Source organism: Streptomyces sp. NPDC005151 (assembly GCF_053599875.1).
Genome location: NZ_JBSFYR010000002.1, coordinates 53,997 through 76,274 on the forward strand (window position 1 = coordinate 53,997; position 22,278 = coordinate 76,274).

Annotated in this window: 13 protein-coding genes and 6 pseudogenes; 7 read left to right on the forward strand and 12 right to left on the reverse strand. The window is 71.3% G+C overall.

The window, feature by feature from the left end:
- Positions 1–4 precede the first annotated feature (4 nt).
- The 3 genes from ACWD6R_RS01750 to ACWD6R_RS01760 form a co-directional block, all read right to left on the reverse strand.
- Positions 5–3,361 (reverse strand): ATP-binding protein, encoded by a 3,357-nt coding sequence (locus ACWD6R_RS01750; protein WP_451816872.1) that lies wholly within the window; start codon positions 3,359–3,361, stop codon positions 5–7.
- A 98-nt stretch (positions 3,362–3,459) separates the two neighbouring features.
- Positions 3,460–6,342, reverse strand: coding sequence for an FG-GAP-like repeat-containing protein (locus ACWD6R_RS01755; protein WP_451816873.1), 2,883 nt, complete (start codon positions 6,340–6,342; stop codon positions 3,460–3,462).
- Positions 6,339–8,888 (reverse strand): S8 family serine peptidase, encoded by a 2,550-nt coding sequence (locus tag ACWD6R_RS01760; protein ID WP_451816874.1) that lies wholly within the window; start codon positions 8,886–8,888, stop codon positions 6,339–6,341. Before ACWD6R_RS01760 ends, ACWD6R_RS01755 begins: the two co-directional genes overlap by 4 nt.
- Before the next feature lie 202 nt (positions 8,889–9,090).
- Here ACWD6R_RS01760 and ACWD6R_RS01765 point away from each other — a divergent pair.
- From ACWD6R_RS01765 to ACWD6R_RS01780, 4 pseudogenes are all read left to right on the forward strand, one after another.
- A pseudogene (locus ACWD6R_RS01765) lies at positions 9,091–9,747 on the forward strand (aldehyde dehydrogenase family protein); the annotation flags it as partial.
- Positions 9,748–9,922: 175 nt separating this feature from the next.
- Positions 9,923–11,589: pseudogene (locus ACWD6R_RS01770) on the forward strand (IS200/IS605 family accessory protein TnpB-related protein).
- A 6-nt stretch (positions 11,590–11,595) separates the two neighbouring features.
- A pseudogene (locus tag ACWD6R_RS01775) lies at positions 11,596–11,940 on the forward strand (aldehyde dehydrogenase family protein); the annotation flags it as partial.
- Positions 11,941–11,980: 40 nt separating this feature from the next.
- A pseudogene (locus ACWD6R_RS01780) lies at positions 11,981–12,261 on the forward strand (alcohol dehydrogenase catalytic domain-containing protein); the annotation flags it as partial.
- Positions 12,262–12,284: 23 nt separating this feature from the next.
- On the opposite strand, the gene ppk2 reads toward ACWD6R_RS01780, so the two are convergent.
- Genes ppk2 through ACWD6R_RS01800 form a run of 4 tightly spaced genes read right to left on the reverse strand, consistent with a single transcriptional unit; the run spans position 12,285 to position 15,722 of the window.
- Positions 12,285–13,322, reverse strand: coding sequence for a polyphosphate kinase 2 (gene ppk2 / locus ACWD6R_RS01785; protein ID WP_451816875.1), 1,038 nt, complete (start codon positions 13,320–13,322; stop codon positions 12,285–12,287).
- Positions 13,255–14,280 carry a DMT family transporter gene (locus tag ACWD6R_RS01790; RefSeq protein ID WP_451816876.1) on the reverse strand — a complete coding sequence of 342 codons (1,026 nt, stop codon included), beginning with the start codon at positions 14,278–14,280 and terminating at the stop codon, positions 13,255–13,257. The genes ppk2 and ACWD6R_RS01790 overlap by 68 nt, the downstream gene beginning before the upstream one ends.
- A gap of 33 nt (positions 14,281–14,313) precedes the next feature.
- Positions 14,314–15,033: an ArsR/SmtB family transcription factor gene (locus ACWD6R_RS01795; protein WP_451817059.1), complete on the reverse strand. Its 720-nt coding sequence runs from the start codon at positions 15,031–15,033 to the stop codon at positions 14,314–14,316.
- Positions 15,034–15,047: 14 nt separating this feature from the next.
- Positions 15,048–15,722, reverse strand: coding sequence for a TetR/AcrR family transcriptional regulator (locus ACWD6R_RS01800; protein ID WP_451817060.1), 675 nt, complete (start codon positions 15,720–15,722; stop codon positions 15,048–15,050).
- A 287-nt stretch (positions 15,723–16,009) separates the two neighbouring features.
- Between ACWD6R_RS01800 and ACWD6R_RS01805 the strand changes: the two genes are divergently transcribed.
- On the forward strand, positions 16,010–16,225 hold the full coding sequence (locus ACWD6R_RS01805) for a hypothetical protein (protein ID WP_451817072.1): 216 nt from the start codon (positions 16,010–16,012) through the stop codon (positions 16,223–16,225).
- A 38-nt stretch (positions 16,226–16,263) separates the two neighbouring features.
- Here ACWD6R_RS01805 and ACWD6R_RS01810 read toward each other — a convergent pair.
- The 4 genes and pseudogenes from ACWD6R_RS01810 to ACWD6R_RS01825 all read right to left on the reverse strand — a co-directional run.
- Positions 16,264–17,487 (reverse strand): annotated as a pseudogene (locus ACWD6R_RS01810) (zinc ribbon domain-containing protein); the annotation flags it as partial.
- Between the two features lie 220 nt (positions 17,488–17,707).
- Complete coding sequence (locus ACWD6R_RS01815; protein ID WP_451816877.1) at positions 17,708–18,202, reverse strand: recombinase family protein; 495 nt, start codon at positions 18,200–18,202, stop codon at positions 17,708–17,710.
- 526 nt (positions 18,203–18,728) lie between these two features.
- The gene (locus ACWD6R_RS01820) at positions 18,729–19,571 is read right to left on the reverse strand and encodes an alpha/beta fold hydrolase (protein WP_451816878.1); all 843 of its coding nucleotides are present in this window, start codon (positions 19,569–19,571) and stop codon (positions 18,729–18,731) included.
- A gap of 4 nt (positions 19,572–19,575) precedes the next feature.
- The gene (locus tag ACWD6R_RS01825; protein ID WP_451816879.1) at positions 19,576–20,193 is read right to left on the reverse strand and encodes a dihydrofolate reductase family protein; all 618 of its coding nucleotides are present in this window, start codon (positions 20,191–20,193) and stop codon (positions 19,576–19,578) included.
- 324 nt (positions 20,194–20,517) lie between these two features.
- On the opposite strand from ACWD6R_RS01825, the pseudogene ACWD6R_RS01830 reads away from it, so the two are divergent.
- Positions 20,518–21,018: pseudogene (locus tag ACWD6R_RS01830) on the forward strand (IS701 family transposase); the annotation flags it as partial.
- Here the strand turns inward: ACWD6R_RS01830 and ACWD6R_RS01835 are convergent.
- Positions 20,927–21,301, reverse strand: a complete 375-nt coding sequence (locus ACWD6R_RS01835; RefSeq protein WP_451816880.1) for a hypothetical protein — start codon at positions 21,299–21,301, stop codon at positions 20,927–20,929. The pseudogene ACWD6R_RS01830 and the gene ACWD6R_RS01835 overlap by 92 nt on opposite strands.
- 129 nt (positions 21,302–21,430) lie before the next feature.
- Here ACWD6R_RS01835 and ACWD6R_RS01840 point away from each other — a divergent pair, with 129 nt between their 5' ends.
- On the forward strand, positions 21,431–22,153 hold the full coding sequence (locus ACWD6R_RS01840) for an ArsR/SmtB family transcription factor (RefSeq protein ID WP_451816881.1): 723 nt from the start codon (positions 21,431–21,433) through the stop codon (positions 22,151–22,153).
- Positions 22,154–22,278 lie beyond the last annotated feature (125 nt).

Sequence of the window (22,278 nt, forward strand, 5' to 3'; positions counted from 1 at the left end):
TGAGTCAGCCGCTCGTCCAGTCCGTCCCACGGGCCTGCTCCACCGCGAACGCCCCCGCCGGATAGGGGAGTTCGGCCGCCAGTACCGCTGCCCGGTCGAACTCCTCGCGCGCCTCCCGCTCGCGGCCCAGCGCCGCGAGCGCCGCCGCATGCACCGTACGCACCTCGGTCAACGACAGCCGTTCGCCGACCTCCTCGGCGCGTACGGTCTCCGCCGCCGCCAGCCGCAGCGCCTGCTCAGGCTGTCCCGACAGCAGCTCCGCCCAGGACAGCAACGCGGCCGAGCCGGGGCCGCTCCCGCCGGTCAGCAGGGCGAGGGCCTCCTGCGGGCGGCCCTCGCGCAGCAGGAGCTCCGCCTGCGCCGCCCGTACCGCGTGCACCGCCTGCCGGTCGCCCTGCGCCTCGGCCACCTCCCCGGCACGGGCCAGCAGCTCCGCCGCGCCCGACTCACCGGCGCCGATCCGGACCCGGGCCAGCGCGGCCAGGGCGTACGGGGTGCACCACGCGGCTTGCCCGCCGGTCTCCCGTACCGCCGCCTCCGCATGTTCCCGCGCCTTGCCGAACTCCCGTAGTGACAGATGCAGTTCGGCGAGGCTCGCCCGCTCGAAGGCGACTGCCGTCGGATCCCCGGTGTGCTCGGCGAGCCGCAGCGCCCGCTGCCCGGAGGCCACCGCCTCGGCGAGCCGGCCCGACCGCCGGGCATGCTCGCGAAGTACGGAGAGGACGGTGGCCAGCAACTCCTGGTCGCCGTACGCCTCGGCGTGCGACAGTGCCAGATCGGCCGCCGGACGGGCCTGCGCGAACCGGCCCGCGAGCCCGAGCGAGGCCGCCTGCATCCCGAGGGCGCGGGCCAGCAGACCCCGGCGTTCGCTGCCCGGTATGGCGTCCGCGGCTTCCTGCGCGGTACAGGCCGCGGCGTGTGCCGCCTCGTACCGGCCGGTCACGAACCGCAGCACCGCCGCCGCCAGATGGTGGGTCGCGGCGGCCAGCGGCGGGGTGCGCGGACCGGGCGGATAGGTACGCAGCAGATCCTCGCCCTCGTCGGTCCCGCGGTACTTCACCAGCACCTCGGTCAGCCGGGCGGCGGCCAGCACCTGTCCGTCCTCGTCGCCGCGCCGCACCATGTCGTCGAGTGCCTCGCGCAGCACCGCCGCCGCCTCCTGGTAGCGGGCCATCCGGCGCAGGACGGCGCCGCGGTCGATCCTCGTCTGCGCCGCATCGGCGGCCAGCGCGTCGAGCCGGGCGGTCAGTTCGGCGTAGTAGCGGTCCGCGGTGTCGTTCGCGCACAGGGCTGCCGCCCGCTCGGCCGCCTGCCGCAGATAGTGGGCGGCCCGGGGGTCGTCGGCGCGGGTGAGGTGTGAGGCGAGGGTGTCGACGGCGTCCGGCCTGCGCCGCAGCACCGCCTCCGCGTAGGCCGAGTGCAGCTGCCGGCGGCGGGCCGCGGACAGCCCGTCGTAGCAGGTCAGCCGGACCAGTGGGTGCCGGAAAGCGAGCCCGGGCAGCGATCGTCCGCCGACCACCACGGTCCGTTCCGTCATCACCGACGCCGCGACCGCCGCGTCCACGGCATCCGTCGCCTCGGCGGACGACAACGGCGGATGCAGCCCGTGCTCGGCGACGTCGAGAACCTCGGACAGTGCTGCGCCGCCGCCCGCCACGGAGACCGCCTCCACGACCCGCCGCGCCGCGGGTCCCAGCCGCGCCAACCGGGCCGCCACCAGCTGCCGTACGCCCTCCGGGGCGCTGAGCCGCGCCGGGTCGGCGCCCTCGTGGACCGTACGGGCCAGCTCCAGGGCGAAGAGCGGGTTGCCGAGTGACAGCTCCCAGACCCGGTCCGCATCGGCCCTGGCCCCCACGTCCCGGGCGACCGCCAGGCACGCGTCACGGTTCAGGCGTCCCAACTCCACGGAATGGGCCAGGCCTTGACGCAACAGTGTGTCCAGCACGGTGCGCCGGGGATCCGCCGCCGTCAGTTCCTCCGCGCGGTACGTCACGGCGAACCGCCAGTTTGTGCGCGTGGCCACCGCGCGCCGGGCCAGATGGCTGAGCAGCTGGTACGTCCCCGTGTCGGCGGCATGCAGGTCGTCCAGCACGAGCAGCACGGGCGCGGTCGCCGCCAGATCGCCCAGCAGTCCGGCCGCCGCCCGGAACAACCGGTCGCGCTCCTCCTCGGGGCTGCGTTCCGTGCCCACCTGGATCTGGCCCAACGAGGGCAGCAGCGAAGCGAGTTCGGGGTACTCGCCGCCGATTCCGGCCCGGTCGGCGGGTGGCCGGTCGGCGAGCCAGGCATCCAGCGCCTCGACGAAGGCGCCGTAGGGTGTGTGGCCCTCCGCGTCGTGGCCCGCGCCCCACAGCACGGTGGTCCCGGCCTCGGCCGCCCGCCGGGCCGCCTCCGCCGTGAGATGGGTCTTGCCGACGCCCGCCTCGCCGCCGACCAGGCATACCGGCGGGCCGTCCGTGGCGAGCAGCAGCTCCAGGTCGGTGTCCCGGCCGCGCAGCGGGGCCGCGGGCGGTGCGCGGAGAGCTGCGGGCAGGACCGGGGCCGCTGCCGCGCCCACCACCGTGGCCGTCGAGTCGAGGGCCAGGAGGTGGAGTTGCTCCGTTGTCGGGCTCGGGCGCACTCCCAGCTCGGCGTCCAGCGCCTCACGGCACACGTGGTACTGGCGCACCGCCTGCCGGCGCAGCCCTTGCCGCAGATACGCGTCGATGAGTACCCGATGAGCCCGCTCCTGGGCGGGCGCCGACGCCAGGACCCGCTGCGCGGCATCCGTGGCCGGTTCCGTCTCGCCGTCCGCGAGATACGCCTCCGCCAGGGCCAGCTGCACCCGCTCGCAGAGTTCCGAGAGGCGCTCGCGCCGGGTCTCGGCCCAGGGTGCGTAGCGGTCCTCGGGCAGCAGCTCACCGGTGAATGCCGCGACCGCCGCGGCCAGTTCGGCCGTACCGCCCCTGACGAGCGCGCGCTCGGCCAGGGTCTCGGCGTGGTCCACGTCGATCCACACCATCCGGGGATCCAGCGACAGGAGAGCCCCCTCGCCGGTCAGATACGACGACGCGGCGCGCGGCACGAGCTCGGGCTCGATGGCCCGCCGCGCCGCGTGCAGCGCGACCCGCAGGCTGCCCAGCGCGGACTGCGGATCGGCGTCCGGCCAGCAGATCTCCATCGCCTGCTCGCGGTGGAGGCGGTGTCCCGGGGAAACGGCGAGGAGTTTCACGAGGGCGCGCGCGCTCGGCCGTGGCCAGCGCTCGGCAAGCGGCGCGCCTCCGTCGCGTTCTATCCGGAACCCGCCGAAAAGGTGCACACGCAGCAACGGGGGTATGTCCGGGGGCGGCTCGCCGTGGCCGGCGGTGTGCGCTGCGTTCATCAGGAAGTCACTGTAACCGCCGCTCCGGGGCAGCCCGAAGACCCCCGCGCCACCGTGCGCGGGGGTCTCCAAGGCCGGAATCTCCGGGGATCCCCAGGTCAGGACAGGCTGATCGAGTCCACCGTCAGTCCGTGCAGCTGGTTGCTCTGCAGGAGGTAGCGTCCGCCCGCGAGTTCGATCGTACGGTCGTACCCGGTCTGGTCCGCGCCGAGGCCGATGATCTCGTCGACGCCGTCACCGTCGAGGTCAGCCGCCACGGTGTTCTGGACCGCGTATTTGTTGATCTTGGCCAGGTGGTCCGGGTAGTTGTGGCCCGCGGTGAGGACCGCCGGGTCCCAGAGGTAGATCGCGGCCTCCGTGCCGCCCACGATCAGCCGTCTGCCGCCGGGGCCCGTTCCGAACTCGGCCTGGTGCAGAGTCGGCAGGGTGTACATGCTGTACTCCTTGTCGCCGCCCGCGTAGGTGCGCAGCGCGGCCGTGCTCGCCAGGACTGCTCCCTCCTCGCCCGTGAACCAGTTGCCGGTGGTCCAGGCCCCGCCGCCGGGTGCGGTGTGGACGACCTTCCCGGTCCGCGCATCACGGAACTCGATCAGTGTGATCCAGCGGTTGCCCTCCCTGACGATCCACGAGTGCACGACAGCGTGCCCGTCCGCGTAGGGGATCCCCGGGTCGGCGAAGACACCGTGGTACAGCTCCGCGGCGTAGATCCTGGTGTCGGGGTCGCCGGTCCACTTCGGATCGGCGGTCCAGAGCACCTTGCCGGACTTCGCGTCCAGCGCCATGCCGTTGACGACCGACGTGTCGGCGTTGAGGGCCCCGACCGTGCTGTACGAGGCGAAGACCCGGCCCTCGGTCACCGCCAGGTCGGAGAAGACCACTCCCGCGCCTTCGGGGGCGTACGACCAGAGCTGCTTTCCGTTGCCCTGGTACACGCGGACCGCGTCCGTCGGTACGAGCACCTCGTCGGCGCCGTCGTGGTTCACGTCGGCGACGGCCACCGAGCGGACGAACTGTCCCTTGCCGTCAATGGTCCGCAGGACCCGGCCCGTGTGCGCGTCGACGATCACGGTCGCGGAGTCCGCCGCGACGACCAGCTCGTCCCGCCTGCCGTCGCCGTCCGTGTCGGCCCGCACGATCTCGCCGTGCACCGCCCCGGGCAGGGTGGTCCTCCACAGCACCTCAGGCTTGCCCGCCGCCATCGACGGACCGTCATACGCCCACAGGCCGTGCGACTGGCCGCCCGTCACGACGTCCTTCTTCCTGTCGCCGTTCACGTCCACGGCAACCGCCGCGGTCAGATCGCCGTGGAGCGGGGTGAGCGACGCCTGGCGGCCACCGCTCAGCCGGTAGCTGCGGATGTTCTGGTCGTTGTCGACCGTCCGCACCCGCCACTCGCCGTCCTCGCGATACGGCTGGGCGTAGATCGGAGAAGCGACGGGGCCGCCCTGCTTCTCCCAGCTCACCTCGCCGTCGCGCCCGTCGATGGCCGCGAGCCTGCCGTAACGCGTACCACCCGGGTTGGCGGCCACATCCTTGTCCTGCATCGTGATGTACGAGGCGAGCAACTGCCCGTCGACGATCTTCAGGCCGAGTGCGGAGTCGCCGTCCCTGGAATTGGACTCGTCCCGCTTGACGGTCCGCGACCACAGCTCGGACGCGTCCCCGCCGTCCAGCGCGCGCACGGTCGAGGCGTTGACCCAGAGGTACTCGTCGAGCGTGTCCTCGCTGACCGCGTACTCCGGCTTGGAGTCGCCCTTCAGGTTGCCCACCTGCAGGCCGAGCGCGAGGGCGTTGACCCGGGTGTCGAGGGTGGTGCGAGCCCCCGTCGCCGGGTCGTACACGGCGAGCTGGTACTGCACACCGTCGCGGTAGTCCGCCTGCTCGACGGCGACGAGCCGCTTCCGCGCGGAGTCGTACGCCAGCTGCCGTGAGTAGAGCGTCCCGTCGCTCTGCCACTTCACCGTGCCGTCGGCGGTGTCCAGGACCAGAGTGTGGCCCTCGGCGGCCGCCGTCGCGGTCTTGCGCCTGTTCCAGGAGACGGCGAGCAGCCCGCCGCCGAGCGCCCTGGTCGAGCCCCAGCGCCCGTCGCGCTGCCCGGTCTCGTACGTCCATGTGTCGGTCGGCGTCAGCTTCCCGTCGGCGTACGAGAAGCGGAAGCCCTGCAGGGTCGCCCTGGCATCCTTGGGGGCGTTCAGGTTGGTGGACGGCTGGTCGCCGACGACGAGTGTGTCGCCGACCAGGGTGACCTGCTGCGCGTCCGCGAAGATCCTGGTCCAGACCGTCTTGCCGGTCTTTCCGTCGAGGACGGTCACGAACGTGCCTGTGGAGAGCCTCGATCCAGGCACGGTGAACGGCCGGTACGGCGAATTGCCCACGTCCGCGGTGAAGACGACGTCCGCCACGCCGTCGCCGGTGAGGTCGCCCGTCGTGTAGCCGCGGTCGGAGAAGTCGGCGGCCGGAGAGACGGCGTTGTAGCCCATGGTGATCCGGGCCGGGTAGGGCTCCACCTGCCAGCGGCGTGCGGGCCGGACCTGCCAGTCGGCGTACAGCGAGGCATTGTCCCGCTTCCACACCGTCGTGCCGTCGTCCGTCAGGCGGGTGACGGTGCCGGCACTGTGCACGGCGAGGTAGTCGCCGTGGCCGCCCGCCAGCTGTGTGGTGTCGGCCTGTCCCCGGTAGGTCTCCAGGTCGGAGCTTGCTTCGAGGGACAGGGTCCCGTCGGCCGACGTGTCGTCCGTGCCCTGCGGACTCTGCGACGACAGAGAGGAGTTGGATGTGGACTGCGGCGTGATCTGCTGATCGCCGGCGAACGAGTCGCCCTGGAGCCGCTTCTCCAGCCGGTCGGCCTGTGCGTCGGTGAGGATGCGGGGTCCGGCGCCGCCGCCGCTGTCGGCGTGTGCAGCGGGCGTGGCGGTCAGCGCCAGCCCGGCCGCGATCAGGGCGGAGGCGAGCCGGACGGTGCGCCGTGAAGTGGAGGTCATGACGTCGCCTTCGAGGAGATTCGGACGGCGGACTTGTCGGTGAGGACCGACTCGTTGAAGGAGTACTGCAGGGCGTCCGTACCGGCCTGGTTCTCGATGCCGATCGTCGCCTTCGCTCCCGTCTCGGGGGAGGCGGTGCCGATGGACTGGTACTGCAGGGTGATCGCACCGGTCGCCTCGTCGAAGAGAGCCTCGAAGGTGACGCGCTGCGAGGTGTCGGAGGCGAACGCGACGTTCTCCCAGACGATGGCGAATGTTCGCGCTCCGGCCGTACCGTTCGTCGCCGTCTTCACGCCCGCCTTGGCGTCGACCGTCAGGTCGTCCCAGAAGGCGGCGACGATGCCGTTCGGCTTGGTGGCGCCGGGCAGCGCCGTGTTGGCGTAGTCGCCAAGGCGCGGTTCCAGGAAGTTGACCAGGCCGTTGGTGGTGACACTGGCGTCGGTGTACTTCACGCCGTAGAAGGTGACGGGGAAGGGCAGTGACACCGTCTTGGCGTTCTCGTCACCGGAAAGCGCGACCTTGGTCCTGCCGCTGACCCAGTTGTACGTCGCAGGGGCGCAGCTGTTGCCTGCCGCGTCCGCACGGTTGGGCAGTGCGGCCTTCACGGTTTCGTCGTCGACCATGACCTTGGCGGTGAAGACGCCGTTGCAGAGCACCGGAGCGGCGGGCGTCGCGGTCAAGGAGAACGAGCCCTCGGCGACCGACGGGAAGCGGAAGGCGCCGTTCGAGTCACTGGTGACGGCTGCGAGCGGCGCGTCAGTGATCCGTACCGTGGCGCCCTTCAGCGGCTTGCCGGTGACATCCAGCACCGTGCCGGAGACGGCGTGCACGGGTACGGCGTCCAGCGCGAGGTTCTTGGTGACCTTCTCGCCGGTGGTGACGATGAAGCCGTCCTCGGTGGCGGACGCGTATCCGTATCCGCCCACGGCCAGGGTGTACGTGCCCGCGGTGAGGTTCAGCTTGTACGTGCCGTCGGCCGCGGTCGTCACGGAGCGCTTGGCGGTGCCCGCCTGCGCCCTGACCGTCGCACCGGAGACCGGCTTGCCGGTGGCCCTGTCGGTGACCGTACCCGCCACGGTGGCCGCGCTGCGCGGGGCCGCGTCGACGGAAGCGAGGATGTCGAGCTTGCCCTCGCCCCAGACGTTGTTCATGTCCGCCGTGCCACCGCAGTGCGTGTCGTCGACATCGACCGCGCCGTCGTTCAGGATCGCCCGGGTCTCGTCGATCCTCCCGATCAGCGAGGGAGCCGCCGACCACAGCAGGGCTGCCGCACCTGCGACATGGGGTGTCGCCATCGACGTGCCATCGAGGTTCCTGTACGTGTTCCCCGGCCAGGTGGACCGGACGTTCACGCCGGGCGCCGAGATGTTCGGCTTGGCGGAGCCGTCGACGAGCGACGGGCCGAAGCCGGAGAAGTCCGCGATCCTCCCGTTCACGTCGTAGGCGCCGACGCCGTACGACGGGGCCTGCGACCCCGGAGCATTGCTGGTCGAACAGGTCGTGCCGTCACCGTCGTTGCCCGCGGCGAACGCCTCGAAGATCCCGGCCGCGTTCCACGCCTCGACGATGTCCTGGTAGAAGGTCGTGTCACCGCCGCCCCAGGAGTTGTTGACGATGTCCGGTGCCATCTCGGGCTTCGGGTTCTGCCCATTGTGGTCGGTCGGCGCCAGGATCCACTGACCGGCGGCGAGCAGCGAGGAGTCCGAGCAGCTGCGGGACTCGCACCCCTTGGCGGCGATCCACTTGGCGCCGGGTGCGACGCCGACACCACCGGCGCCGACCATCGTGCCCATGGTGTGGGTGCCGTGTCCGTTGTTGTCGCAGGGGACACCGCCGGCGCACTGCCCGGTCGGGTCGTACCAGTTGTAGTCGTGGCTGAACGTGCCGTCGCCCAGGTTGCCCCGGTAGTTGCCGACCAGCGCCGGGTGGTCGTACTGCACACCCGAGTCGACGTTGGCGATGACGATGCCCTCGCCCCGGTCGTCGTACTGGGACCAGACCTGGTCCGCCTTGATGTCCTTGACACCCCATTCGGCGGCGGGGTCCGCGTCGGCCGCGGCGTCCGTCACCGGGTTCTGCTCGATCCTGTCGAGGTGGTACGTGCGCTCCTTGCGGATGCTCTTCACATCGGAGCGCTCGGCCAGCGCCGTGACGAGCTTCTCGTCGCCGGTCACCTTGAGCGCGTTGGCGATCCAGTACGACTGGTACCCGACCCGCTTCTTGTCGAGGAACGCCTGCAGGGGTGCCTGGCTGGACGCGGCCTTCTCGCGCAGCGCGGTGAAGGCGGACCTGGCCTTGTCCGCGTGGGTGCGCCTGCTCTCGGCGGCCGACAGGTCGGCCCGGGGCTTCAGCACGACGAAGAAGGTCGACTCCTTGCCGTGTTCGACGGTGTCGAGGACGGCGGAGTCGACCTTCGCGGTGACGGGACTCGCGTCCGTGGCGGGTTGCGCGAACGCGGGAGCGGGGCCGGTCAGTACGGCTGCGGCCGTCATCGCGGCCGCAGCCCACGCGGCGGTTCTACGCCGCGGGGATCGGGGCAGATGCATCGGAGTGCTCCTCCATGGCTGGTACGGGGGAGCCCGCCGCGCCCCTGCTGTCAGGGGGAAGCACGGGAGGGGCGGGCTGGTCCGGGACGCTAGGAGGAGGCCGTTACTGACGAATTACTGAACCGTGTGACGAGGGGGTGTCCGGCGGATCAGGGCCGGACAGGTCGCGGCCCCGGCCCTGATCCGCCGGCCCCCCCCCAACCTGCTGCTGGAGCCCGTCGGCGTCGTCGGGGCGATCACCCCGTGGAACTACCCGCTGCACCAGATCGTTGCCAAGGTGGCTCCCGCACTCGCCGCAGGCTGCACGATCGTGCTCAAGCCCGCCGAGGACACCCCGCTGACCGCGCAGCTCTTCGCCGAGGCCACCGAAAAGGCCGGCCTGCCCGCCGGTGTCTTCAACCTGGTCACCGGTCTCGGCCCGGTCGCCGGACAGGCCCTCGCCGCGAACGAGGACGTCGACCTGGTCTCCTTCACCGGTTCCACCGCCGTGGGCAAGCAGATCGGCGCCACCGCGGGCGGCGCGGTCAAGCGGGTCGCGCTGGAGCTCGGCGGAAAGTCCGCCAATGTCATCCTGCCCTCCGCCGATCTTGCCAAGGCCGTCAACGTCGGTGTCGCCAACGTGATGTCCAACTCCGGTCAGACGTGCAGCGCCTGGACCCGGATGCTCGTCGACGGCGAGCGGTACGAGGAGGCCGTCGCCCTCGCCGCCGCGGCCGTCGCCAAGTACGTGCCGGGGGAGCGGGTCGGTCCCGTCGTCAACGCGAAGCAGCAGGCCCGGGTGCGCGGTTACATCGAGAAGGGCATCGAGGAGGGCGCCCGCGTCGTCGCCGGCGGCCCGGAGGCGCCGCTCGCGACGGGGTTGTGAGCTGCTGTTGGTTTGCTGTGCTGAAGTGAGTGGTGGCGTGCGGGGGTGAGTCCTGTCGGGGGTTTGGTGGGGTGGGAACGGGGGTTCTGGGGCCGAATGGGTGACCTTGGCGGCTGCTGCTCGTTGGGCTGGACAGTGGGTGTCTGGCCTTGCGGGAGGGGGTGATGTGGTGGGTGGTGTGCGGGAGCTGGCCGTGTCCTTCGTGGTGCCGGGGCCTTGCGGGGTGGCGATCCGGGACCGGCTCAAGCACCTCACCTCCCAGGACGAGAAGGTGCTGCGGGCGGTCGGTGAGCAGCAGGGTGCGCTCGCTTCGCGTGATCTCAAGGCCCGCTGCGCGGACGGTCTGGAGCACAGTGCGGACGCCTGGGCGTCGCGTAAGCGGGACCTGACGCCGCTGTCGTCGTCGCGGATCGCCGGTGCGATCACCAAGGCCACGCATGATCAGTGGGCACTCGCGCGCCGTTGCCAGGCGGCGCACATCCAGAAGCTGGCAGCCGGGATCAAGACATTGCGGCATCGGCTGTCCCTCCCGGTCGGGGAGAAGGGCACCAAGCGGGCCGCGGGCGGCTATCGCTCCAGGAGTGAGTGGTTCCACAAGTCCCGCCGCCTCGCGGCACTGGAGGCGCGGCACGATGCCGCTGTCGGCGAGTGGCAGGCCGGACGGGTGCGGGTGGTGCGGGGCGGTAAACGTCTCCTGAACACCCGCCATCATCTCGCCCAGGCCGGGCTCACCGAGGAGCAGTGGCGGGAACGGTGGGAGGCGGGGCGCTGGTTTCTTGCTGCTGATGGTGAGTCGGGGAAGCGGTTCGGGAACGAGACGATCCGTGTCACCCCGGACGGCGTGGTCAGCATCAAGCTGCCTGCTCCGCTCGCGCACCTGGCCAACGCCGGGCACGGCCGGTACGTCCTCGCCTCCCGCATCGCGTTCGTACACCGGGGTGCGGAGTGGGGAGACCGCATCACCGCGAACCGGGCCGTCGCCTACCGCATCCACCTCGACGTGGACCGTGGCCGCTGGTACCTCGCCGCATCCTGGCAACGCCCCGTCGTGAAGACCATCGCGCTGGAGGCCGCCCGCGCCCGGGGCATGATCGGCGTCGACACCAATGCCGACCACTTCGCCGCCTACCGGCTCGACCGGCACGGCAACCCCATCGGCGACCCGCGCCGCTTCCCCTACGACCTGTCCGGAACCGCCGGTCACCGCCACGCACAGATCCGCCACGCCCTCACTCGGCTGATCAACTGGGCCAAGCAGGTCGGTGTCGCCGCGATCGGCATCGAAGACCTCGACTTCACCACCGAGAAGACCCGCGAGAAGCACGGCCGCAGGAAACGGTTCCGGCAGCTCATTTCCGGCATGCCGACCGGGAAACTCAAGGCCCGGCTGGTGTCGATGACCACCGAACAGGGCCTGAGCATTGTCGCGGTCGACCCCGCCTACACCTCCATGTGGGGCGCCCAGCACTGGCAGAAACCGCTGACCACCCCACGTCGAAAGATGTCCCGTCACGATGCCGCCGGTATCGCGATCGGACGACGCGCCCTCGGACACCCGATCCGGGATGGGGTATCCCCTGCTCGAACGGAGTTGAGAGCTTGGGGAAGGACGGCACCGCCCCCACACGACCAGAGCGATCGTGCGGGGCATCGGACCATCCAGGCCAGACCAGGTCACCGGGGGCGTGAGGGAACCCGCCCACCCGCCACGGACCGGCCCCCCGGAGAGCCGTCACCGAACGGGACGCGAAAGCGGGAACCCAGCGCATCCACACCGTTCGGGATGCGCCCAGTACGCAACAGTGGGTAGAAGGCTCACTCACGCACACTGGTTAGGAACGGTACTACGTCAGCCCCACCGTGTTCGCCGATGTCACCCCGGAGATGACCAACGCCCAGGAGGAGATCTTCGGCCCGGTCATTTCGATCCTGAAGTACGAGGACGAGGACGACGCCCTCCGGATCGCCAACGGCGCGGTATACGGGCTCGCGGGCGCCGTCTGGGCGGCCGACGACGCGGAGGCCGTCGCCTTCGCCCGCCGGATGGACATCGGGTAAGTCGACATCAACGGCGGCCGGTTCAACCCGCTCGCGCCGTTCGGCGGCTACAAGCAGTCCGGCGTCGGCCGTGAGCTCGGTTCGCACGGCCTCGGCGAGTACCTCCAGACCAAGTCCCTCCAGTTCTGAACACCCCCCGATGCACCCCCGATCAGCAAGGAGCCAGTCCGTGGTCCGCGCCGCCATACTGTCCGCCGTCGGAGCTCCCCTGGAGGTCACCGACATTGAACTCCCGGAGCCCGGCCCGGTCAGGTGAGGATCCGTCTCGCCGCGGCCGGGGTCTGCCACTCCGATCTGTCCCTGTCCAACGGCACCATGCGGGTGCCCGTCCCCGCCGTACTCGGCCATGAGGGAGCGGGCGCCGTTCTCTCCGTCGGCGAGGGCGTCACGCATGTCGCGCCCGGCGACGGCTTCGTGCTCAACTGGGCGCCGTCCTGCGGCAGCTGCCACGATCGAAGGTAGCCCGACAGCCCTCAGGCCGGCTCCTCCGGCGTGGGCTCGGCCTTCGACCGGCTCGTCGTGAGGAGGCGGGCTTCCCTCTCGCCCTCCTCGAAGAGCCGGGAGGCCGGGCCCACGATCAGCGGGTCCGGCTCACCGACCAGGTCCGCGTTCTTGTCCTGGTAGTCGAAGCGGTGCAGCACATGCCGGATCGCCTCCAGCCGGGCCCGCTTCTTGTCGTTGCTCTTCACCACGGTCCAGGGCGCGTCCGCCGTGTCCGTGTGGAACAGCATCAGTTCCTTGGCCTCCGTGTACGCGTCCCACTTGTCGAGCGAGGCGAGGTCGACCGGGCTCAGCTTCCACTGCCGCACCGGATCGATCTGGCGGATCATGAACCGGTTGCGCTGCTCGTTGCGGGAGACGGAGAACCAGAACTTCACCAGGTGGATGCCGTCCCGGGCGAGCATCCGCTCGAAGCCCGGTGCCTGGTGCATGAATTCGAGGTACTCGCGGGTCGTGCAGAACCCCATGACCCGCTCCACACCCGCCCGGTTGTACCAGGACCGGTCGAAGAGCACGATCTCCCCGGCGCTCGGCAGATGCGCCGTGTACCGCTGGAAGTACCACTGGGTGCGCTCGCGCTCGGTGGGCTTCTCCAGGGCGACGACACGCGCACCACGGGGGTTGAGATGCTCGGTGAAGCGCTTGATCGTGCCGCCCTTGCCCGCCGCGTCCCGTCCCTCGAAGAGGATGACGAGCCTTTCGTCGCGCTCCTTGACCCAGTGCTGCAGCTTGAGCAGTTCGATCTGCAGGGCGCGCTTGGTCTTCTCGTACGCCTTGCGGCCGAGCTTTCTGTCGTACGGATAGTCCTCGCGCCAGGCGTCGCGGGCCCGGCCCTCCGGGGTCACCAGGACCGGGTCGTCGTCCCCGCTGTCGATCACGTCGAAGCCGTCGAGCTCGGCGCCGCCGTGGCGGGCCGCCCGGGCGAGGGCGGCCTGCTTCTCGTCAGCCGTGCCCGACTGCTTCTTCCGCTTCTTCCCGGGGCCGGTCGGTTTCCTGGCGCTCCGCGTCATCTCGGCGTCCCTCCACCGGCTGTGCCGGACTGTTTTGCGTCCGTCCAGTCTGCGGACGCATGCGGGAGACCGCCACCCCGGCAAGACAGAGCAGGCCGCCGCCGACGGTGAGCAGCGCGGGTACCTCGTCCAGCAGCAGCCATGACATCAGCACCACCAGTGCGGGCACCGCATAGGTGGTGGCGCCCATCTTTCCGGCGGTGGTGCGGGCGAGGGCGTAGGCCCAGGTGGTGAAGGCGAGGGCGGTCGGGAAGATGCCCAGGTAGACCATGTTCAGGGTCGCCGAGAGCGGTGCGTCGGCCGCCTCGGAGACCAGCACACCGGAGAACGGCAGACAGGCGACCGTACCGATCAGGCAACTGTATGTGGTGACCTGCAGGGCCGAGCCGTGCCGCAGCGCGGGCTTCTGGGTGACCACCCCGGCCGCGTACGCCACCGCCGCGAGCAGGCAGAGCGCCACGCCGAGCACCGACGAACCCCCGTGCCCCGACATGGAGAGACCGACCACGACGGCACCGGCGAACGACACGGCCATGCCCATCACCAGCATGCGCGGCAGCCCCTCGCCGAGCAGTCGGGCACCGAGCAGCGCGATCAGGATCGGGCCGATGTTCACGACCATGGCGGCCGTGCCCGCGTCGACCTGCTGCTCGCCCCAGTTGAGCACCACCATGTAGAGCCCGAACCAGAGCAGCCCGGACGCGAGGATGCCCGGCCAGGCACCCCTGGACGGCAGCCCCTCGCGGCGTACGAGAAGGATCGAGCTGAGCATCAGCGAGCCCGCGAGCAGCCGGCCGAGGGCGAGCGCCCCGGGGGAGTACGCGTCGCCCGCGCTGCGGATGGAGACAAAGGCGGAGGCCCACAGGACCACGCTCGTGCACGCCGCGGCAATCGCCCGCCAGTCACGGCTTGCGGGCAGGGTGGCCGTCGCTGAGGAGGCCGGTATGGGTGTCGTCATGGGTGCGACTGTAAGCGGGGAACGGTTCGGTCCTCACCGAATTGTTTCCGGCTCGATCCCGAGGAGCTCGTGCAGCGCCCGCTCCCCGTCCGCAGTCGCCTTCACGGCCCGCCCGGAGCCGATCCGTACGCACCACCCGGTGTCCAGGGCGTGCCTGCACAACGCGGCGCCCGCGGTCCCCGCCAGGTGCTGCCGGCGCTCCGTCCAGTCCAGGCAGCCGCGTACGAGCGGACGCCGGGTCCCGGTGTCCAGCCCGATGCCCAGCTCCCGGAACCAGCCCAGGCCCGCGTCGGTGAGTGCGAAGCCGGTGTCCTGCCGCAGCAGTCCCCGTGCGGTCATCGCGTCCGCGATGGCGATGCCGATCCGGCCCGCGAGATGGTCGTAGCAGGTGCGTCCGCGGGCCAGTGCGCTGCTGGTGCTCGCCGCCCGCAGGGTTCGCGGGCGTTCCTCGTCGCCGGGCGCGGCCTGGGCTGCGAGGTCCTCGACGAGGTGGGCGGTCCGTTCGTCGGCGAGCCGCAGATAGCGGTGGCGGCCCTGCCGCTCCTCGGTCAGCAGCCCGCCCGCGACGAGCTTCCCCAGGTGTTCGCTGGCGGTCGACGGCGCGACCGACGCGTACCGCGCCAGTTCACCCGCGGTCCAGGCACGCCCGTCGAGCAGGGCCAGACAGAACGAGGCGCGGGTCTCGTCGGCGAGGAGCGCGGCGAGGGCGGCGAGGCGGGGCGCGGCCGGGTCGTGGGGTGCCATGGGTGCCATGGACCCAGCATGCGTCAGGAACGCTTCGGCGCGGGCCGAACCGTGGCCGCGGGCGCCCGCTGCCCGTACTGCAGGGCGAGACCGTCGAGGATCGCCCGCAGTCCGGTCTCGAACGCGCCCTCGTCGACCTTCTGGCGGCGGTCGGCCAGCAGATGGGCCTGGCCGAGGTGCGGGTAGTCGGCGGGGTCGTACGCCGTCTCGTCGTCCACGAAGCCGCGTGCGAACGAGCCCAGTGCCGAGCCCGTGACGAAGTACCGCATCAGTGCGCCGATGTACGTGGCCTGGGCGGGCGGCCAGCCCGCTCGGACCATGCCGCCGAAGGCCGCGTCGGCGACCCGCAGCCCGGCCGGACGGCGGCCGGGGCCCTGGGCCAGCACCGGGACGATGTGCGGGTGCGCGGCGAGCGCCGCACGATAGGAGACCGCCCAGTCGTGCAGGGCGGCGCGCCAGTCGCGGCCGTCGTCCTCGTCGAACATCGACAGGTCGACCTGCGCGGAGACGAAGTCCGCGACCGCGTCCAGGATCTCGTCCTTGTTGCGGAAGTGGTTGTAGAGCGAGGGCCCGCTGACCCCGAGTTCGGCCGCGAGCCGACGGGTGGAGACGGCTTCGAGTCCCTCGGACTCCACCAGGGCGCTCGCCGCCTCGACGATGCGGTCTCTGCTGAGGAGGGGCTTGCGCGGTCGGGCCATGCCGCACATGGTAGAGCGTCTCTAGAACTCTGTGTGTGCCTGTGCGTTCCAGGCTTTTCGGGCCCGGTGCGGGTACTCCATGACCTGGCACCGGCCCGAATACGGCTGGTGTCGTGGTGTCATGCCCCGCCGGACGCTGGACTGCCCCCGAGGCGGGGGTGGTGGCGGGGACCGTACGCACATCGGGCATACGGCGGGAAGTCTTTGAGCCCGGGGCTGGGTCTGCGGCGGCACGCCGGGCACCTCGGTGCCGGGTGCCGCTCGGCCTGCTGGGGGTGGGGTGCCCGTTGCCCGGGGTGATCTTCGGTCCGCGCGGCCGGGGCGGGGTCATCTCCGCGCGGCGCAGTCGGCGCAGGCGGCGGGTGGCCTTCTTGGGGCGGCGGGCCACAGCCACCGTGCCCTCCACCGTGGTGCGGATGCTGCGGGCGCCGGTGGCGCGTTCCGTGGTGGTGTGGGCCTGGGCGAGCAGGCCGCGGGAGACGATCCGGCGGGCGGCGGCGTGATCCCGGTCCATCGACAGCCCGCAGTCCGCGCAGTGCGCCCACTTCCAGCCCTGCTCGGCCAGCCGGTCGGGGGCCGGGTGGTGGGCGAGCTTGCCCAGGCAGCCGGGGCACAGCTTGGAGGTGCCCCGGGCCGGGACGGTGACCACCGCGATCCCGGCCTTCGCGGCCAGGTGCCGCATCGCCTCGGCCACCTTGCCGCGCACCTGTCCCGACAAGCGGGCGTTTGCCTTGCGTTGGCCACGTGCTTCCAGGGTGGCGAGGTCTTCGAGGTAGATGACGCTCGCGCCGAGCGCTACCGCCTGGTCGACGGCCCAGCGGGCGGCCGCCCAGGACAGCGCGGCATTCAGCTGTCGGATCCGGGCACAGACCCGGCCGTGCTCGGCTTCCAGCATCCGGGCCCGATCGAGGTGTTGGCCCCAGGCCGGGTGCGGGGAGCCGAGCCCGTCCGCGAGGGCCTGGCAGCGGTCACGCTTCAGGGCGAGGTGCTCGCGCACGCCGCGCAGCCGGTGCAGGGCGGCGCTGATCACCGTGGCGTCGAAGATCAGGGGGCGCCCGTCGGTGACCACCCGGCGGGTGGGGCCGCGTCCAGTCAGACGACCCAGGACGCCGGTGAGCAGGGTGTTGACGCCCCAGTCGAAGCCGAGCGCTGCCTGGTGCCCGCTCGCCCGGATGGCCGGGGCGGGCCGGGAGTGCGGCAGGTCGACGGCGATCCTCCCGCTCCGGGTGGGGCGCAGGGTCGGGGTGTGCAGCACCGCATCCGGCGCGATCGCGCCGGGCAGCCGGATGTCGATCACGTGCCAGGCCCAGTCACGGCCCGTGGCAGGGGCGGCGCACAGGGGCAGCTTGACCCGCAACCGGGCGGTGGCCGCATCCACCCGGGCCAGGGTGACCTGCTGGCGGTCCATCGCGGCAAGGAGCACCAGCCCGGCGGCCTGCGGTGGGCCCTCCAACACGCACAGCGCGGCGGGCGGGTGCCCGTGCTCGGCCATGAAGGTGCGGATCTGCCGGGTGCGGTTACGGATCTCGGCACCGCTCACGCCGGCAGACAGCAGCTTTCGCAGCGCCGCCCACCCCGCATCGGTGCGCCGGCCCGGATCGGCGGGCCAGACGGCGAGGACGGCGGCCACGATGCTGCGCCGGTGCAGGGCCAGGCGCAGAGTGCGCGCCGCGTACTCCTCAGCACCCCGGCGTACCCGGTCCGGGACATACACCCCGGCCAGGGGCGTGAGGGTCTGCGGCCAGTTCAGGCGGCGCATCGCCATCCAGCCCTTGGACGGCAGGTCTTCGCCCCGCTCGTCCACCCCGGCGGCCAGTATGTCCAGGGACCCTTCGTCCCACCGGGCGGCCACCAAAGCACCGGTCAGCTCCCGACTCAATTCGACCAAAAACCCCACCCGTTCCAGCAAGGCCCGCTGCCCGACCCGCTCGCCCGTACCCTCCACAGCGCCGCGAAACGCGGTACAGGCCGCCGTCGCCACCAGCCTAGCCACGAGCTTCACCCGCAACCCCGGCTCCGGCTCCGAGGGCAGGATGTTCCATACGGCCCTCGGCTTCGGCCAAAAGCCGCCGACGCGCCTCGCGTGAGCGCATCCCGTACATGCGACCGGCGAAGGTGGCCACCAGCGACATGAAATCGTCCAGCAGCTCCTCCATCCCCCCAGCCCCTCCCTTGGCATGCAACACCTCGACAGAGACCCGGTGATGGGCCAGAACCTGGATCAACCAGCCTGCACCGAAGCGAGCCAGCCGGTCGCCGTGAGTGACCCGCACATGGGTGAACTCACCCTTCGCGGCCCGTTTCAACAGGCGGTCAAGCCCTGGCCGTGACTCCCGCAGCCCCGAGGCACGGTCCTTGAAGACCGCGACCACCACCCCCGAAGCGGATGCCCGCAGCTCGGCCTCTTGCGCGGCTAGCGACGACTCCTGCCCACTGGTGCCCGAAACCCGCACATACAGCGCCTCACGACGCCCGGCCACATGGAGAAGCGCCGTTCACGCCCCACCCACACCACCGGAACCCTGCCCTTGTTCGCCCACAGCCGCAACGTGCCAGGCTGCACACCCACCCGCCGCGCAGCGACCGCCAAGCGAAGAAGTTCCATGACGAGAGAACCTACGGCCCCGGCCGCACCCGCCACCTCAAACCCGGCCCGAACATCACACCATCGCAGGAGACGGGGCAGAATTATCCACAGATCCACATGCGTTCTGCTATGCGGCATCCACAAGGATTCCTAATACTCCAGCCGTAGATCGTGATCTTGCTGGTGGGGTCGTGTGGTCGGGGGTTCTCCAGTTGGTTGTGGCCACGCTTCCGTGATGACTACGACGTTCGACGTGGAGCGCTGACGGCAGAAGCCGTGGGTTTACGGGACATGGATCGAGAGAAGCATCCTGGACAACCTCGGGTTGGAATCGTGCCGATCGTGGGGCGCGCGGCCGGATCGAGCCTCCGACGTCCACTGCTGCGTGGAGGCCAGACCCGCGCGGCGCCCGCCGTCCTCTATCCGAGCGTGAGCATCGTCTCGGTGACCTCGCCGACCACCGCATCGGGGATCGCAGTGGCGGCCTCCTTGAGGACGAGCAGCTGTGCCCCGGGGATCTCGCGCGCGATCGCCTCGCCGTTGCCGACGGGGAAGAACCGGTCGCGGCGGCCGTGAACGACGAGCGTGGGGACCTCGATCTCGGGCAGGCGCTCGCGCCAGCGGGGTTTGCAGTCGAGCCTGGAAAACACCATGCCCATCTGGTTGGCCATCTGGACCGGGGGTGCGGTGCCGGGCGTGCGGTCCCAGATGCGCGCAGCGATTGCGCGCGCGGCGACGGGGTCGTCGCCGAGGATCTCCGCGCCGGCGGCGGCGAACTCCGCAACCGCCTCGCGGTCGGTCCAATCGGGCATCGGACGCGCGAACAGCCGGCTCATCGTTGCCTGGTCATGGTCGGGGAGGTCATCGTCGGGTGGGCCAGGGGCAACCGCGCGGGTGCCGACCAGGGTGAGCGCCGAGAACGCGCCCGGATGGTCGAGCACGGCCACCTGGGCGACCATCCCGCCGACGCCGATCCCCGCGAGGTGCGCAGGTCCCCCGCCGAGCGCGTCAGCAAGGGCCGCCGCGTCGGCGGCGAGGCCGCGCAGGGTGTAGGCGGGCGCCTCTGGATCCTTCGTCGTCGACTCCCCGCTATCGCGCAGGTCGTAGCGCACCACACGGCGCCCGCCGGCGGCGAGGCGCTCGCAAAGCGCGTCGGGCCAGGAGAGCATCGTCGTCCCGCCCGCGAGCAGGACGAGTGGCGCGTCGTCGTCACCGAACGACTCGATGCCCAAGGCGATCTCATTGGCGTTGACAGTGGTCATCGGATCACCGGGAGACGTCGTAGGTCAGGTGCGTCGCGGTCGATGTCGAGGTCACGCTCCGCTGCACCAGCGTGCGTGGCGCTCCGCCGGTGAACAGTGGTGTCCCGGCGCCCAGCACGATGGGCGCGAGGTGCAGTGTCAGTGCGTCGGCCAGCCCGGCGTCGAGCGCCGAGCGGATCGTGGCGCCGCCGCCCATGAGGATGACGTCGAGGTCCTTGCCGCTGTCCGACGACGCCGCCTCGGCTCGCTCGCGCGCGGCGGTGACGGCGTCGGGCAGACCGGTGGTGACGAACGTCCAGTCGAGGTTGGTTGTCCGCACCGACTCTGGCGGCGAGCTCGTCACGACGACGAACGCGGGCTTGCCGACCTCGCCGGCGCCGTAGCCGGACGTGTCGTCCCAGCCTTTCGGCCCGTCGACCACGTCGAAGAGGTGACGGCCGAGGACGACGGCGCCCGAGCGGGCGGTCCCCTCGCGCAGGACCCGGCGGTCGTCGGGGTCGTCGGAAAACGCCCACGTGTGCAGGGCCTCGCCGCCGGTGCCCAGACCGTTGTCCGGGCTGGGGTCGGGCCCGGTGACGAAGCCGTCGAGAGAGACCGAGATGTCAGCGATGATTCGAGTCATGCCAGGGCAGACCCGATCCGCCGCCCAAACTCATCGCTCACGCATGAAGCGTGTGGCGGATGCGAACTCGATAGCACGCGCGAGGCGGCACGTCGGACGTACAGCGGACGATCGCCCCCGAGTACCTCAGAGGCGCATATGCACAGGTCAAAGGGTATGGCCTCTTGGGTGCTCGGAATGGCCAGGTGAAGGGTTGCGGCCGCGCTTCCGTGATAACTACGACGTTCGACGTGGAGCGCGGCCACAACCACTTGGAGCGCTCAATACAGGTCGGCTGCTTGACGGGCACGGCCACCGCTGATCATCGGTGTGTGAAGACTGAAGATCTTGTGGTGGCCGCGGGTCACAGCGTAGACCCTGCCCGCTGGCAGGAGGCGTTCGAGTTCCTGATGGGCCGGATAGCGTGTCGGTTCGCGCGGGTTGAGCCCCGGCGCCGGGTGAGGGACTTGGTACTCGGGCTGCTGTCGGACCTTCCGCACAAGAACTGCTGGTCGATCGCCGAGTGGGCCGGGGAGACGAGTCCGGACGGCATGCAGCACCTGCTCGGCCGGGCCAGGTGGGATGCCGACCGCGTGCGTGAGTACGTGCTGGAGCATCTGCGCGACGAGGACGCGGTGCTGGTGGTTGACGAGACCGGGGACGTGAGGAAGGGCACGCACACCGTCGGTGTCCAGCGCCAGTACACCGGCACTGCCGGCAGGATCGAAAACGCGCAGGTCGCGGTCTACCTCGTCTACGCGGGAGTGCGCGGGCACGCGGCGGTGGACCGGGAACTGTACGTGCCGCGCTCGTGGACGTGCGACCCGGACCGCTGCCGGGCGCCCAGCCCGCTGCCGCGCAGCTCGGGCGGCAGGAAGAAGAGGTCGGCGAAGAACAGCCCGAGCGAGGTGCGCCCGGTCAGTCCACCGATCACCTGGTGCGTCTCGAGATCACGGACGAGGATGGCGAGCGGTCTGCGGTCGTCGACTCCCGTCTTCTCGATGTTGAACCGGTCCAGCGCGTCGGAGATCGCCGCAATGTCCGCAGGCATCGGGGCATCGGTGACAACGAGGTCCGTCCGGGGTTCGGGACGCGGTGGCACGCCGGCGGTCGTGTCGGATACGGGCATGGTTCCTCCAGGGTGTGAGCGGAGGCGGCGCGCCCCCGGTGCAGTTGCCGGGCGTGCTGGCGTGCCCTGCGCATCCGGCGACGCTAAGGCGTGGACGTTTCGATGGACGCCGAACCGAGGACGGCGACAATGGGCGATATGGACATTGAGTGCGCAGGTCAGGACGTGGGCGTGGACCTGGCGGCCGTGGCCAGGCTGCTGGCCGACGGGACCCGGGCCGCCTTCTGTCTGGCGCTGCTTGACGGCCGGGCGTGGACGGCGAGCGAGCTCGCACGTCATGCCAGGGTCGCGCCCTCTACCGCGACATCGCATCTGAACCTGCTCGTCAGCGGCGGACTCCTCGTCGAGGAGCGGCACGGACGCCACCGGTACCTGCGGGTGGCCGACCGCCGTGTGATCGAGCTGATCGAGAGCCTCGCCGAGCTGGCCCCGCAGCAGGCCGCCCGACCGCGATCGCTGTCGGCTTCCGGCCGCCGACAGGCACTCGCACGTGCCCGGCTGTGCTACGACCACCTGGCCGGATCCGTCGCGCTGGCGATCACCGACGCGATGGTCGGGCGCGGGCTGCTGGAATGGGGGCCCGAGCCGGGTCTGACCGATAGGGGCACGGCCTGGCTGGCCGAGGTCGGTATCGCCGTGCCGAGTGGCTCGCGCCGGCCGCTGGTGCGTGCGTGCCTGGACTGGACCGAGCGCCGCCCCCACCTGGCCGGCGCCGTGGGCGCCGCCCTGTGCGGCCACGCACTCACCGCCGGCTGGGTCACGCGGATCGGCACGACCCGCGCGCTCGCCGTGACCGCTGCTGGCCGCCGGGCGTTCCACGACCACCTGGACCTGCTGCTGACTGGTCTCTGACCCCTGGGCAGCCGTCGGCAACGCAGACGCTGGCGGAGGCACGACGCCCAGGTCCGCTTCCCGATGGCGCGTGCCCGTCATGTCGTCCCGGGGGCTGAGGAAGCCTTGCTTCAACGCGCGACGAC

Bases quoted from the DNA above. Each gene is read 5' to 3' on its own strand.
- ACWD6R_RS01750 (WP_451816872.1), bottom strand. From the start codon at position 3,361: ATGAACGCAGCGCACACCGCCGGCCACGGCGAGCCGCCCCCGGACATA.
- ACWD6R_RS01755 (WP_451816873.1), bottom strand. From the start codon at position 6,342: ATGACCTCCACTTCACGGCGCACCGTCCGGCTCGCCTCCGCCCTGATC.
- ACWD6R_RS01760 (WP_451816874.1), bottom strand. From the start codon at position 8,888: ATGCATCTGCCCCGATCCCCGCGGCGTAGAACCGCCGCGTGGGCTGCG.
- ppk2 (WP_451816875.1), bottom strand. From the start codon at position 13,322: ATGACGCGGAGCGCCAGGAAACCGACCGGCCCCGGGAAGAAGCGGAAG.
- ACWD6R_RS01790 (WP_451816876.1), bottom strand. From the start codon at position 14,280: ATGACGACACCCATACCGGCCTCCTCAGCGACGGCCACCCTGCCCGCA.
- ACWD6R_RS01795 (WP_451817059.1), bottom strand. From the start codon at position 15,033: ATGGCACCCATGGCACCCCACGACCCGGCCGCGCCCCGCCTCGCCGCC.
- ACWD6R_RS01800 (WP_451817060.1), bottom strand. From the start codon at position 15,722: ATGGCCCGACCGCGCAAGCCCCTCCTCAGCAGAGACCGCATCGTCGAG.
- ACWD6R_RS01820 (WP_451816878.1), bottom strand. From the start codon at position 19,571: ATGACCACTGTCAACGCCAATGAGATCGCCTTGGGCATCGAGTCGTTC.
- ACWD6R_RS01825 (WP_451816879.1), bottom strand. From the start codon at position 20,193: ATGACTCGAATCATCGCTGACATCTCGGTCTCTCTCGACGGCTTCGTC.
- ACWD6R_RS01835 (WP_451816880.1), bottom strand. From the start codon at position 21,301: ATGCCCGTATCCGACACGACCGCCGGCGTGCCACCGCGTCCCGAACCC.
- ACWD6R_RS01840 (WP_451816881.1), top strand. From the start codon at position 21,431: ATGGGCGATATGGACATTGAGTGCGCAGGTCAGGACGTGGGCGTGGAC.